The organism is Fusobacteriaceae bacterium (assembly GCA_031272775.1).
Taxonomy (GTDB): Bacteria; Fusobacteriota; Fusobacteriia; order Fusobacteriales; family Fusobacteriaceae; genus JAISST01.
Map to the genome: position 1 here is coordinate 1 of JAISTB010000008.1, position 14,676 is coordinate 14,676.

At 55.9% G+C, this 14,676-nt stretch carries 9 protein-coding genes and 1 tRNA gene; 8 read left to right on the forward strand and 2 right to left on the reverse strand.

What is annotated here, in order from left to right:
- Positions 1-179: 179 nt before the first annotated feature.
- Positions 180-254: transfer RNA gene (locus LBQ97_02320), tRNA-Gly, on the reverse strand.
- Positions 255-346: 92 nt separating this feature from the next.
- Entirely contained in the window at positions 347-1,591 is a 1,245-nt protein-coding gene (locus LBQ97_02325; protein MDR1831553.1) for a helix-turn-helix domain-containing protein, read from the reverse strand.
- A gap of 283 nt (positions 1,592-1,874) precedes the next feature.
- Between LBQ97_02325 and LBQ97_02330 the strand changes: the two genes are divergently transcribed.
- The 8 genes from LBQ97_02330 (at position 1,875) to LBQ97_02365 (ending at position 14,622) form a co-directional block, all read left to right on the forward strand.
- The gene (locus tag LBQ97_02330; GenBank protein ID MDR1831554.1) at positions 1,875-3,452 is read left to right on the forward strand and encodes an ATP-binding cassette domain-containing protein; all 1,578 of its coding nucleotides are present in this window, start codon (positions 1,875-1,877) and stop codon (positions 3,450-3,452) included.
- A complete protein-coding gene (locus LBQ97_02335) occupies positions 3,445-4,692 on the forward strand; it encodes a sugar ABC transporter permease (GenBank protein MDR1831555.1) in 1,248 nt (415 codons plus the stop codon). Before LBQ97_02330 ends, LBQ97_02335 begins: the two co-directional genes overlap by 8 nt.
- 89 nt (positions 4,693-4,781) lie before the next feature.
- Complete coding sequence (locus LBQ97_02340) at positions 4,782-5,852, forward strand: sugar-binding protein (protein MDR1831556.1); 1,071 nt, start codon at positions 4,782-4,784, stop codon at positions 5,850-5,852.
- A 397-nt stretch (positions 5,853-6,249) separates the two neighbouring features.
- Positions 6,250-9,006: a DNA polymerase I gene (gene polA / locus LBQ97_02345; GenBank protein ID MDR1831557.1), complete on the forward strand. Its 2,757-nt coding sequence runs from the start codon at positions 6,250-6,252 to the stop codon at positions 9,004-9,006.
- Between the two features lie 13 nt (positions 9,007-9,019).
- Positions 9,020-9,934 carry a DNA-binding protein WhiA gene (gene whiA / locus LBQ97_02350; GenBank protein MDR1831558.1) on the forward strand — a complete coding sequence of 305 codons (915 nt, stop codon included), beginning with the start codon at positions 9,020-9,022 and terminating at the stop codon, positions 9,932-9,934.
- Positions 9,918-11,621 carry a bifunctional riboflavin kinase/FAD synthetase gene (locus LBQ97_02355; GenBank protein MDR1831559.1) on the forward strand — a complete coding sequence of 568 codons (1,704 nt, stop codon included), beginning with the start codon at positions 9,918-9,920 and terminating at the stop codon, positions 11,619-11,621. The genes whiA and LBQ97_02355 overlap by 17 nt, the downstream gene beginning before the upstream one ends.
- Positions 11,614-13,074, forward strand: coding sequence for a murein biosynthesis integral membrane protein MurJ (gene murJ / locus LBQ97_02360; GenBank protein ID MDR1831560.1), 1,461 nt, complete (start codon positions 11,614-11,616; stop codon positions 13,072-13,074). The genes LBQ97_02355 and murJ overlap by 8 nt, the downstream gene beginning before the upstream one ends.
- Complete coding sequence (locus LBQ97_02365; GenBank protein MDR1831561.1) at positions 13,075-14,622, forward strand: N-6 DNA methylase; 1,548 nt, start codon at positions 13,075-13,077, stop codon at positions 14,620-14,622.
- The last annotated feature ends 54 nt before the right edge of the window (positions 14,623-14,676 follow it).

A 14,676-nucleotide genomic window follows, 5' to 3' on the forward strand; every position in this document is an offset into this window, starting at 1 on the left:
CCGTGGTAACAAGTCAATGTCATGTCTGCCTCCCTTGTACCCGTATGGGGTTGTGTTGCCCTATTATATCATGTAAACCCGTTCCTGTAAAGGTTTTTTGGCCTGAATCCGGAATTCGAACGCCCACCCCCGCGCCCACGTAAAAAAATCAGGCCTTTCAGCCTGATTGACGTTTCATCTGGAGCGGGAAACGGGACTTGAACCCGCGGCTTTCACCTTGGGAAGGTGACACTCTACCACTGAGTTATTCCCGCGACGTTATTTATTTTACCACGGATCGCCCTTTTTTGCAAGTCTCTTTTTTGAAATCCCGAAAACGCCCGATTTCGCGGCTTTCTCCCTCCCCTTACTTGTATTCCCGGAACTTCTTTTCAAGCTCGATGGGCATCCATTTCTTGTAAAAGTTGAGGATCGCGATGGCGGGCCGGTGATCGGGCCGCCGTTTCAGAAGCTCCCGGTATTCGGCCTCCATTTTCTTGACGCTGTCAAAGTCCCTGACCTCGAAGATCTCGAAGAGCAGCCGCACAAGCTCCGTCTGGCTCTCGTCGGAGGCGCTGGTCTCCTTTCCGGCCTGGAAGGCCTTCAGCATATATTCCTTGGCCTTTTCCATATTGTTGAGGTACATGGTGCATTTGCCCAGAACCGAAGCGACCCGGCAGGCCGTGGCCTGGTCGGAAAAGGTGATTTCCTCAAAGATATCCCTTGTCCGGTTATAATATTTCTTGATGACGTCCTCTTCCCCGATATCGTAGCCGATCTCGAGCACGTAGCTGTACAGCTCGGCCTTCACTTCCTGGCTCTTCCCCTTGGCCAGGGACGTGTATTCGGCGATGGCTTCGTCGTATTTGTTGAGCGTGTTGTAGAGGTTGGCGAGGCTTTTGCGGCAAAGGAAAAAGTCCTGGTCGGTCCGGGCCTTTTTCATGAGAAATTTGAGCAGCTCCTCGGCCTCGTCTTTACGCTTGCAGCGGGCCAGCGCCCCCGCGTAGGCGATCCTGAGCGGCAGGAGTTTCGGGGACTTGTGGTCTTCTTCAACAAGTGTTTCTTCAAAATTTTCATAAATCCGAACGATTTCCCGGTATTCGCCGAGCCCTTCGTCTATGGCGAAGAGATCCGCCAAAATATCGGCGAGCCCCTGGGGCTTTTCGGCCGAGCGGTAGAAGTGCAGGCAGCAGATCAGGTATTTTCGCGCGCTTACGGGGTCTCCGGCTTCAAGGAACAGCCGGTAGATCTTGGCGGCCCAGTCGGCCCGTTTTTCTTCGGCCACGATGGAGAGCCCCTCGTCGAGGTCCCACTCCCGGGAGGCGATATCGGCGCTCCCGGCGTTTGTCGCTTCCGCGAGGTAAGCGAGGGCCTGGGCGTCTTTGCTCTTCAGGACTTCGTCGACGTTGATCCGGTCCCGAATGCCGCGTTCTTTGAGGATTTTCGACATATTTTCGCACAAGAGTCGCGCGAGCTCCGCGGACATGCTGCGTTTCCCGGTCTCGATCATGCCGAGGGACGTCCGGGAAATGACCCCCTCCGAGAGCTCCACCTGCGTGATTTTGTATTTTTTCCGCAATTGCAGTAACTTTTCGCCCGGTGACAAAAACATGTTTTTCTCCCTCCTGACTCAGTATGGAATTTCCCCGCGGGAATTTTTTTGTTCTTTGATTCAAATTATACATTATTTTTTTGCTTTTGTCACTGATTTCTTTGGATATTTTTAAAATTTCTTGACAGGTTTTGTTCCGGGGAAAATTCCTGTCAACTTTTATGGACATTTCCGGTCAATGCGAAAACGATTTTTCCGAAACGCCCGTTTTCCGGACAAAAAACGTTGACATGGAACGTAAAATGTGGTACAATGGCATAAATTTCAGTCCCGGGGGTGTGAAATGGAACGGCGCTTTATCCTGCAGATGAAAGGGATCACCAAATTGTTTCCCGGCGTACGGGCCCTGGACGACGTGACCCTTGAGGTCCTCGAGGGCGATATTCACGCCATTTGCGGAGAAAACGGCGCGGGAAAATCCACGTTGATGAAGATCCTTTCGGGCGTCTATCCCCACGGCTCCTACGAGGGACAGATCTTCTACAACGGCCGGGATATGGCCTTCAAAGACATCAAAGAATCGGAAAAGGCGGGGATCGCCATTATTCATCAAGAACTGACCAATATCCCCGAGCTTTCCATTACCGAAAACATCTTTCTCGGCAACGAGACCCTGCGGGGAGGGCTCATCGACTGGGACGCCCAGCGGCGAAAGACCGAAGAGCTCCTGGCCCGGGTGCGCCTCGATATCGATCCCGCAACGCCCATCAAAAACCTTGGCGTAGGCCAGCAGCAGCTGGTCGAGATCGCCAAGGCCCTTTCGAAAAACGTCCGCCTCTTGATCCTTGACGAACCGACGTCGGCTCTGAACGAAACCGACGCGGCCAATCTCTTTACGCTGATGCGGGACCTCAAAAGCCGCAACATCACCTGCATTATGATCTCCCACAAATTGAATGAAATCGCGGCCGTCGCTGACGCCGTCACCGTTATCCGGGACGGGCGAACCGTCGAGACTTTTTACGTGGGGCCCGGGGGCCTCGACGAGAATAAATTGATCCGGGCCATGGTGGGCCGGTCCTTGGAGAACCGTTTTCCGACCCACGAGTCAAAGCCCGGCGACGTGATCTTTGAAGTCTCGGGCTGGCGGGTGGAGGATCCCAATATCCCGGGACGCCTGATCTGCAAGGATTCGAGCTTTTTCGTGCGGGCGGGGGAAATCGTCGGCTTCGCCGGTCTTATGGGGGCGGGGCGCACGGAGCTCATGCGCTCTCTGTTCGGGAAGAATTTCGGGATCTGCCACGGGGGGAGCGTCAAGATCCGGGGGCGCGAGGTAAAGCTCGAAAATGTCGATGCCGCCATCCGGGAAGGGCTCGCCTATGTGCCCGAGGACCGGAAGACCCTGGGCTTGAATCTTCTTGACACCATTCGCAAGACCTTTGTGGCGGCAAATCTCCGGGGGATCCTGCGGGGGCCGCTCTTAGACCTCGACCGGGAATACCAGGTGGCCGAGCATTACCGGGAGACGCTGGGCGTCAGGACCAAAAGCGTCGATAACGGGGTCGTTACCCTCTCGGGGGGCAATCAACAGAAAGTGGTCTTGGGCAAATGGATGTTCACGGAGCCCGAGGTACTCATCCTCGACGAACCCACCCGGGGCATAGACGTCGGGGCCAAATACGAAATCTACAAGCTGATCCATCAGCTGGCGGATCAGGGTAAGGCCGTCATCTTCGTGTCCTCGGAGCTGCCGGAGCTGCTCGGCGTATCGGACAGGATTTATACGGTCTGCGAGGGGGCGATCACAGGCGTTCTGGATGTCGGGGAGGCCGATCAGGAAAAGCTCATGCGGATGATGACGGATACGGGAAACCCGCTCGCCAAGGCGGGTCCGGCAAAGGGGGAGGCGCTACATGGATAAAGTCAAACGGATTTTCGGCGGCAGGATCAGGCAATACAGCATGGTCGTGGCTCTCGTGGCCCTTGTCGTCATCTTCAATATCGCGTCGGGCGGAAGGATGGTCACCTCATCCAATTTCCAAAACCTGATCTCGGGCAATTCCTATGTATTGGTTTTGGCCATCGGCATGCTGATGGTCATCGTAATCGGGCAGATTGATCTTTCCGTGGGATCCGTGGCGGGATTCTCCGGCATGGTCATGGCATTGGCGGCCCGGGATCTGCACTGGCCCTGGTGGTGCGCGGTGTTATTGAGCCTCGCCATAGGGGCCGCGGCCGGAGCCTGGCAGGGCTTCTGGCTCGCGCAGGTGGGCATTCCCGGCTTTATTACGACCCTGGGCGGCATGATGATCTTCCGGGGCGGCGTCATCTGGCTTTCGCGCTCGATTTCGGTCCCCGCCCCTTCGCAACTCAAGATGTTTGGCGCGGGCTATCTGCCCGATTTCGGGCGGAATATCACCGGCATGAACAATTCCACGCTGGCTCTTGGCGTTCTGGCCATTTTGTCCTTCGCGCTCTCGCAGCTGCGCAGACGGCGGCGGGCAGCGGTCTTGAGCGGCAAGACCGAAGAACTCTGGCCCGTGGTGGTGCGGATCTTGCTCGTTGCCGTCGTCATCGCCTACCTGACCTGGATATTCGGGACCGGGCGTCCCGGCACGTCCTTTCCGGTACCGGGATTGATTTTGGCCGTGCTCGTCGTCATCTACCACACGATCACGCAACGGACCCGCTTCGGGCGGCATATTTACGCCGTTGGCGGCAACAAGACCTCGGCGGCCCTTTCGGGCGTCAACATCAAAAAAACCTATTTTCTCACGATGCTCAATATGTCCCTGCTGGCGGCTCTCGCGGGCATTATGTTCGTGGGGCGCTCAACGGCCGCCGGTCCCTCCGACGGGACCGGCTGGGAAATGGACGCCATAGCGGCGGTCTATATCGGCGGCGCGGCCGTATCGGGAGGCGTAGGGACCGTATTTGCCACGATGATCGGCGGGCTCACGATGGCGGTTTTGAATTCGGGGCTTATGCTGATGGGCGTCGGCGCCGACCGCACCCAGGTCATCAAGGGCTTTGTGCTTTTGGCGGCCGTAGCCCTCGACGTCTTCAACAAGAGCCAGGGCCGTCCTTCGATTATCGGCAGGCTTTTCCCGGCAAAGGAAAAACCCGCGCCCGAAACGCATGAATCCGGGGCAAAAACCTAGTCAGGAAGCCCGGCCGGCGGAGTTTTTCAAAGTCAAAAACGGCGATCGGGCTTATAATAACAGTCTTATGACTTAAAAAGGGAGGTTGTATGAACAGGAAAAAGCTATCTTGGTGGTCATCGGCGCTGATTGTGGCGGCGCTGGCCCTGACCGGCTTCGGAAAGACCGTCGCGGCCGCGGAGGGATTTCCCGCCGACGCCGCCATCGGCGTGGCGCTGCCCTGGATCGGCACCCAGAACTGGGCCGAGGCCGATGAGATGTTTAAAACCGAGCTCAAAAAAGCCGGGTTCAAGCCCATCGTGCAGCACGCCGACAACAAAGTGCCCCAGCAGCAACAGCAGATCGAGTCCATGATCCAGAACGGCGTCAAGGTCCTCGTCGTCGGTCCCATTGACGGATCCCAGCTGGGCGCGGTATTGGAAGAAGCCAAGGCCGAAGGCATCTATGTCGTAGGCTATGACCGACTTCTGGAAAACACGACGGCCGTCGACGGCGTCGTACAGTTCGGCAGCGTCAAGACCGGGGAATTGCAGGGTCAGGCCCTTCTTGACGGGCTCGCGAAGCTGAAGGGCAAAGGTCCCTACAACATCGAACTCTTCGGCGGCGGTCCCGCCGACCCCAACGCGCCCAATTTCTTCAAGGGCGCCATGAAGATCCTGCAGCCCAAGATCGACGACGGCACGCTGAAGATCGTTTCGGGCCAGAAGGAGTTCACCCAGTGCGCGACGCTGGACTGGGACAATTCCAAGGCCCAGGCCCGCATGGATTCCCTGCTTTCGGGCTTTTACGCCGACAAGGAAATCCACGGCGTGCTCTCCCCCAACGACGGCATCGCCCGGGCCATCATCACGGCTTCGGAGCAGGCCGGACAAAAGATACCCGTCGTTTCCGGGCTTGACGCCGAGAACGAGACCGTCAAATGGATCTGGGAAGGCCGGCAGTATTCGACCGTGGCCAAACCCACCGACGTCCTGGTAGGAAAAACCATCGAGATCATCAAGTCTCTGCAGGCCGGAAAGGGCATGCCCGCCCCCGATACCACGACGCCCAACGGCAAGAAAGACGTGGGTCTCTATGAACTGGCGCCCCTGGTGGTGACAAAGGAAAACGAAAAAGAAGCCTTCGCCAACGATCCCGGCCGTCTCGAGCTCCTGAAGTAGGAGAGCGCGGCGGGAAACTCCGGCGCAAAAAGTCAAAAAAATCAAAAATCAGCGCAAAAAGACGGAAAATTTCTTCCGTCTTTTTTTTTTGGAGACCGCCACAATGTGGAAATTTTCGTTCAAAGTGAAAACTGTTTTTGGTCGCTTTGTGTTTTTGTTTTCCCGGAAACAGTGAATTTTGATCAAAAAAACGGAGTCGTGAAAATTTTTTCAGTTCCCTTTTTGCGGAAAGTGTGCTATAATATAAGACACATATTTTTATGCGGAAAAAATTTCCATTTTTGTTGTTATTGTCGTAACACAGAAGGCAGCAGCATTTTTTTCATTGTGTCCATATTTGCCGCATTGGAATAGAATCGAATAAAACCGAAAAGAACGGAAAAAAAGAAGGAGAACCATGGAGCGTTTGATTCTGCTGGATACCAGCGCGATGATGTACCGGGCCTATTACGCCAACATGCACTTTTTTACGAGAACGGAGCCCACGGGCGCCGTCTATGGATTTACCAACACGCTCCTTTCCGTGATCAACACGTTTTCCCCCGACTATATGGCGGCGGCCTTTGACGTCAAGCGTTCGGAACTCAGGCGCACGCAGCTCTACGAGTTTTACAAGGACCAGCGGGAAGCGGTCCCCGAAGATCTGCTGCTGCAGATCCCGAGGATAGAGGAGACCCTCGACTGCTTCGGGATCAAGCGCTGCAAGGTCAAGGGCTACGAGGCCGACGACGTCATGGGGACGCTGGCGGCGCGCTTTGCCGCGGAGGATCTCGAGGTCGTCGTCGTGACCGGCGACAAGGATCTGGCCCAGATTCTGGCCCCCAACATCAAGATTGCCCTTTTGGGGAGGGGCGAGGGCGGCGATCGTTTCAAGCTTATCGAAACGTACGCCGACGTCGTGGCCTACCTCGGCGTGGGTCCCGACAAGATTCCCGATCTCTTCGGGCTCATCGGAGACGCCACCGACGGCATCCCGGGCGTGAGAAAAATCGGTCCCAAGAAGGCCATTCCGCTTTTGGAGCGCTTCGGGACCATCGAGGGAGTCTATGAAAACCTCGACAAGCTGACGGAAATCCCCGGCATCGGGAAATCTCTTGTCGAAAATATCAAAGAGGACAGGGAAACGGCTTTTCTCTCCCGGACGCTGGCCACCATCGACAAGGAAGCCCCGGTCAAGGCCAAACTGACGGATCTCGCCTGGGGCATAGATCGCGACAATCTCTATAAACTTTTCAAAAAGTTAGAGTTTAAGGGCCTTATCAAAAAGCTCAAACTGGACGAAGGGGAGGAAGCCCCCCGGCTTTTCGAGGAAAAGGGGGACGCCGAAGCGAAGGCCGAAATGCCCGCGCCGGAAGCGGTAAATAGGGGCGCGCAAGGAGAGGCCCCGGTCAATCCTGTCCCGGAACGGGTCGTCATTCCCGAACGGGCGCTGAATTTTCTCCTTGCGGATACAGACGAGGCCTTTTCGGCTCTGAAAGAGGACGCGGCCAAAGCCACGGAAATCGCTTGCTTTGTGACGGCGGCGGGCCTTGCCCTCTCGACCCCTGAGAAGGACTGGTATATTCCCCTGGGGCATTTGTCTCTCCTCCACAAAAATTACGACGAAGAAACGGTCCGGGGCTGGTTTTCGACCCTCGAAGCGAATATCGTCTCCTGGAACGCGAAACTTCTCTGGAACCGTGGATTTTCCATAAAAAAGCTCAGCCTCGATCTCATGATCGGCTGGCATCTCTTGACCTCCTCCTCCAAAGAGGACATGGATCTGCCGATTGAAAAACTCAAAGAGACGGAGCTTCGCTCCTACGCCGATACCTTCGGCAAAGAGGACCCCGTAAAGCTCGCTCCCGCCGATTACGGCCTCTATCTGGCCGAGCGGTCCAAGGGCCTCTTGGAGATCTCCGGGGCCATGATTTCGGAACTGCAAGAAAAGGGCCTTTACGATGTGCTCTGTACGATCGAGCAGCCGCTGATCCGGGTACTCTCAGCCATGGAAAGAACGGGGATCGCCATTGATCCCGGATATTTCGCGGCTTACGGCAAAGAGCTGGGACAGGCCGTGGACGCGGCCCAGGAACGGATTTACGGTCTCGCCATGGGGAGCTTCAATCTCAATTCCCCCAAGCAGCTGGCCGAGGTACTCTTTCTCAAACTCAATATCCCGCCGGTCAAAAAGACAAAGACGGGCCTTTCCACAGACGTCGACGTCCTGGAGGACCTGAGCCGGCAGGGCTACGAGATCGCCGAGGCGCTTCTCGAATACCGCAAATTGTCCAAACTCAAAAGCACTTACGTGGACCCGCTGCCGGCCATGGCCGACGGGGAAAACCGCATCCACACGACATTCAACCAGATCGGGACCGCCACGGGCAGACTCTCCTCGCAAAATCCCAATCTGCAGAATATACCGGTCCGCAGCGAGGAAGGGATCCGGATCCGGGAAGGCTTCGTGGCCGGGCCCGGAAAACGCTTCCTGGGCATCGACTATTCCCAGATCGAACTGCGGGTTTTGGGGGAAATGTCCGGCGACGCCAACCTCATCGAGGCCTACCGGAACGGCGAGGACCTCCACGCGAGAACGGCGGCGCGGCTCTTCGCGGCCCCCGGAGAGACCGTCACCCGGGAACAGCGGGCCATGGCAAAGACCATCAATTTCAGCATTATTTACGGCAAGACCCCCTTCGGGCTCTCCCGGGAACTCAACATCACGCCCCGGGAAGCGGGCGACTACATCGAAAAATATTTCGCCGAATATCCGGCGGTCAAGGATTTTGAGCGCAGGATCATCAAGGGCGCCGAGCAAAAGGGCTGGACGGAAACCTGGTTCAAGCGCAGACGTTATATCGACGGCATCAATTCCGCCAACCGCAACATCAAGAACCAGGCCGAGCGCATGGCGGTCAATTCCGTGATCCAGGGGACGGCCGCCGAGATCATCAAAAAGGCCATGTGCGGGATTTGGGCCTTGATCCGGGATTGTGACGATATCCGGCTCCTGCTGCAGGTCCACGACGAGCTGATCTTCGAGATCGACGAAGACCGCGTCGACTATTGGCAGCCGCGGATTGAGGAAATCATGCGGACTTGCGTGACATTCACCCGGGTGCCCCTCGAAGTCAATAGCAAAGCCGGGCCCGACTGGGCCAAGATCAAATAGCGGAGGGAGCGCCATGTCCTATACGGCCAAAGTCAAGCGCGAGCTCTTCCGGCTGCCCGATCTGACGGCGGCCCAAAAGACGGCGGAGCTGGCGGGAATCCTATCCTGCAAGAACGCCCTCTTTCCCGACCGCGTCCTGCTCCAGGTCGAAAGTCTCGACGTGGCCAAGCGGGTCTGGGTCCTCGTGCGGGAACTCACCAAGCTCAAAATGGGCATTAAATACAGCGTCAGCAAAAAACTGGGGGCCCACCGGGTCTTTACGGTGCAGATCGTCCGGCAGCGGGGATTCGCGGAATTTACGCGGCAGCTGACGGCGGCCCGGGACGGGGCGAGAACGGGAGAAGGGGAGCGGGACGCTTTTATTCGCGGCATTTTCCTCGCCTGCGGCTATGTGAAGGACCCCCGGCGGGAATACGCCCTCGATTTCTTTATGGACAACGAGCGGCTGGCCTGGGAACTGTTTACGCTCTTTGAGCGCGTGGGAAAAAAGGCTTCGCTGACGAAAAAACGCAGCAAATTTCTCCTCTACCTCAGAAACGCCGAGGATATCAAGGACCTCCTGATCCTCATGGGGGCTCTGGGCGAGTATTTTAATTTTGAAAATGTGACGATCTTGAAAGACCTCAAGAATAAGACCGTGAGGCAAATGAACTATGAGCTCGCCAACGAGACAAAGACGCTGGCCACGGGACAGCGGCAAATGCGGATGATTACGGCGATTCGAGATAAGATCGGTTTTGACGCCATGTCCGACGTCCTTACGGAGGCCTGTCTCGCGAGACTTGAGAACCCGGAAGCCTCGTTACAGGAAATCGCCGATTCCCTGGGCATTTCGAAGTCCGGACTCCGGAACAGACTCAGACGGGTAGAGGAAATTTACAAAACCATAAACGCAGCGGGAGAAAATACAGATGGAAATCATTCATGACAGTTTTACTTTGACGGAATCGGGCGCCCCTTCGTATATCGCCATCGGGTCCTTTGACGGGATCCACGCGGGACACCGGAAGCTTATCGCCGGGACCATCGAAAAAGCGCGGGCGCAAAAGGGACGCGCCCTGGTCTTTACGTTTGCCAACCATCCGCTGGAAATCGTAAAGCCGGACTTCCGACCGCAGTTTCTGACGACCACGGCGGAAAAAATCGAGATCCTTCAGGGCACGGGCATCGACGCCCTGGTGTTGCAGCCCTTTACGCGGGAATTCGCGGCCATGTCCCCCGAAGCCTTCCTCACGATGCTGAAGGAAAAGCTGAACGCCCGGGAAATCTTCGTGGGCTTCAATTTCACGTTCGGAAACAAAGGCGCGGGCAATGTGGAGACGCTTAAGGAACTGGCCCCGGGTTTGGGCCTTGACGTTACGGTCCTCCCGGCCTTTCAGATCAAGCGGAAGACCGTGAGCTCGACCCTGATCCGCAACTGCATCAAAGAAGGGAAAATTACCGAGGCCAACGATTATTTGGGCTATCCCTTCGGCGTCTCGGGGGAAGTCGTCCACGGCGAAAAAATCGCCCGGGATCTGGGTTTTCCCACGGCAAACGTCCTTACGACCGATAAAATCGTCCCCCTGTACGGGGTCTACGGCGGCGTGGCCGAGATCGAGTATTCGGGCAAAAAAAGGCCCTGCCTGATCAATGTGGGCCCGCCCAAGACGGCCGGGTCCGACAGCCAGGTCTTCGAGGCCCATGTGTTGCAATACGCCGGGGATCTCTACGGCAGGTCCATCCGGATCGGCTTCCTGGCCCGCCTGCGGGATCAGAAGAAATTCGCGAATACCGAGGAATTAAAAAACGCCATCGCCCTCGACGCCGAGAATTGGAGCCGTGAATACCGGCTCAACTACGCCCTGAAATTCGGCGACGACGATACTGATACGGAACAAATCATACTAAAATTGGACAAATTTGAAGGACCTCTTGATCTGCTGCTGGAACTCGTGAGCCGAAAAAAGCTCAAAATCAGCGAGATTCCCTTGTCCCAGCTTATCGACGAATATCTCGAGGTCATCAACCGGGCCAAAAATCAGCCCGGCGGCAAGGCTTCGGCCTTCCTTGAGGAAAAATCCGAGTTTATGGTCGTGGCGGCGGAGCTTCTGGACCTCAAGGCCAAGGCCGTCATCGACATCGTCAACTATCGCGAGGAAGAAAAGGCCTGGCAGACAAAACTCGAAGAATACGCCATTTTCAAGGAACTTTCGGAAAAACTGAAAGGTCTCGAAAACGAATACAACATCTCCTATTCCCGGACAGGCGGCCAGAAAATCAAGCCCAGGCCCATGCGGGACGTCAATATCGGGGAATTGCAACCCCTCGATCTCTTCCGCTCTTACGCGGCCCATATGCGGGAGCAGAAGGAGGAGCTGATCGACATTATCCTCGAGAGCAGCTATTCCATCGGAGAAGTGGCCGAAGCGCTCTACGAGGCCATTCAAATCGAACACCGGACCTATGACTGGATTTTCGACCGGGCCATTGACCGGATGCACCTGATTTATCTCTTCCTTTCGGTGCTGGAACTCTACAAGGACGGCTACATCGCCCTGGGGGTCGACGGCGTCGACGGGACCGGCAGGGTCTGGACGGCGCTTTCCGCGGCCAATGAGGCGCAAAATGTTTAAAAGCGGGATCTCCGTCATGATCATGATCAGCCTCTCCCGGGTCCTGGGCCTCGTCCGGGCCACCATCGTCGCGTCATATTTCGGCGCGGGAGCCGTGACGGACGCCTATTTCAGCGCCTTCAAGATAAGCAACTTTTTTCGTCAGCTTTTGGGCGAAGGGGCCCTCGGGAACGCCTTTATCCCCGTCTACAATGAGACCGTCGTCGGCGAAGGGGAGGCCCGGGGGAAGACGCTTATTTTCTCCATATTGAATTTGATTTTTCTCTTCAGTACGGCGGCGACGCTCGTGATGATCGTCTTCGCGAGACCGATCCTAAGTGCCATGGCCGCGGGCTTTGACCCCGCCACCAAGGATCTGGGGGCAAGTCTTTTGAGAATCATGGCCTCCTATTTCATCCTGATCAGCCTTTCGGGCATGATCGCGGCGATACTGAACAATTTCAAGAAATTCGCGGTGCCGGCCTCGACGTCGATCTTCTTCAATATCGCCGTCATCGTCGCGGCCCTTCTTCTGAGCCGGCGCTACGGGATTTACGCCCTGGCCTTCGGGGTCCTCGTCGGGGGGCTCCTGCAATTGTTGGTGGTCCTGCCCTCGTTTTTCGCGATTGTGCGGGAATACCGCTTCCGGATCGACTGGCATGATCCCGCCCTCCGGAAGATCTTTCTCCTGATGGGGCCCATGCTCTTCGGCATCGTCGCCCGGGAGATCAATACGTTTATCGATCAGCTCTTCGCGTCTTATCTGGACGCCGGAGGCGTGACGGCCCTTGAAAACGCCACGCGGCTCTATCTCATGCCCGTGGGGGTCTTCGGGATCTCTCTTGCCACCGTGGTCTTTCCGACCATGTCCCGGGCCATCGCCCGAAAGGATAACCATACGACGGAACGAACCCTGGTAAAAGGGCTCAATATCCTGCTTTTTCTGATTATCCCCTCCATGGCGGTCCTGACCGTCTTCGCGAGGCCCGTGATCCGTCTCGTCTTCTCCTACGGCAAGTTCGGCGAAGAAGCCGTGACCGTGACCTCGGGGGCGCTTTGTTACTACGCGCTGGGGCTCTTCTTCTATACTGGCGTTCACCTGATGACCCGGGCCTTTTACGGCATGAAGGACAGCCGGATTCCCGTGACCCTGTCGGTCATCACGATCGCCGTCAATATCGGGCTCAATTTTCTTTTCATCGGGCCCATGCGCTACAAGGGACTGGCCCTTGCCACCGCCGTCGCTTCGGGCGTCAATTTCACGCTTCTTGTGGCGATTTTCCGCCGGAAATATCTGCGTTTTCCGCTGCGGGGAAGTCTCCTCTTTCTGGGAAAAGTCCTGCTGACAACCGCTGCCGCGTTGTCGGCGGGTTGGTACATAAAACATACGGTCGCGAAACTCATGGTTTTCGGCCTGGTCTACACGGCCCTATGGGCCCGGGCGTTAATCACAAAGAAAACGGAGGTATTTTAAATGACAAAGGACTACAACTTCAGTGTCTATACGCCGAGACACATTGCGCGTGAAATCGTCAAAAATACCCTCGACAACTATTTCGGGGGGAAGGCAACGATCGAAAAACTGAACCGGATACGGATGTGCGACATCGCGTGCGGCAGCGGAAACATCCTTGTTCTGGCATTGGAGGAGCTGATCCGGCTCTCGAAAAAGCTCACGGGACATTATTCCTACTCTGAGCACTGGATCTCGGGTTATGACATCAATCCCGAAGCGGTGGAACTGGCCCGCGCGAAATGTCAGGAAATCTTGCGGAAATATCATCTCAGGGAAAGAGTCCATATTTTCTGTCAGGATTCGTTGGAGCTCCGGCGCAAATTCAACCTGATCGTGGGGAATCCCCCCTATCTGGGCGAAAAGAACAACAAGGAAATCTTCCAGAAAGTCCGCGCCACGGAGTTCGGCAAAAAGTATTACGAGGCCAAGATGGATTATCTGTATTTCTTCATCGAGAAGGCCGTGGAGCTCCTGGACAAAGACGGCATTTTTACCTACATCACGACCGATTACTGGATGAAGGCCGACGGCGCGCGGATCCTGAGGGCGACGCTGAAGGAACGGGGGAATTTCCTGATTATTCACGATTTCGGGACTTCGCTGTTCAAAAAGGCCATCGGTCAGCACAACGTGATTTTCACGTGGAAAAAATCCGTGGAGACCGACGAGGAAGTGGACGTCAAATTTTTGGAAGAGTCCTTCAAGACTCACAATTCCGCGATTTACGACAAGGGCGGACGGCTTGTCCTCGCCAACGACGACGTCATGGCCTTCAACCGGAAGATCATCCGGCGGGCCAATTACAAGCTCGAAGAGCTCGTCAACATCAATCAGGGCCTCGTGTCGGGCTTTGACGACGCCTTTGTGGTTGAGGAGTACCGGGAGGAATTCAAGTCCTTCCTCAAGCCCTTTTACAAGAACAAGGACATCGGAAAATACAGCGTTTCCGACAAGAACCGCTACTGGATCCTCTACCTCGACGGCACAAAGAAAATGACGAAGCCCGTGGAACGGCATCTGACGCGCTTTCAGGAGAAACTCTCGGGACGCCGGGAAGTGACCCGGGGAACGATCCCCTGGTGGCAGCTCCAATGGCCCCGGGAGGAGAAGATTTTCAAGGAACCGAAGATCATCGCCCGCCAGCGCTGCAAGGACAACAATTTCGCCTACAGCGACAAAGAGGTCTACAGCTCCGCCGACGTGTACTTTATCACGCGAAAGAGCGAAAAGATCAATCTCTTTTATATCCTCGGCTATCTGAATTCGCAGCTTTTTGCCCAGTGGTTCCGCTACAACGGCAAATGCAAGGGGGAGGTCCTCGAGTTCTATTCGACGCCCCTCAGGGAAAGTCCGGTCTTTTATCCCAAGGATCAGGAGGAAGTGAATTTTATCGGAGAGTTGGTGAAAAAGCAGATCCACGACTTTTCACCGGTGCGGGAAAGGATCATCAACAGGCACTTCTATGAAAAATTCGGCGTGAGCGCCGAATCCGCCGAAATCAATTGAGATCTTTGGTGAAAATTTTTCCAAAAATCAGTTGCCCTTCCGGCCAAAATCGGG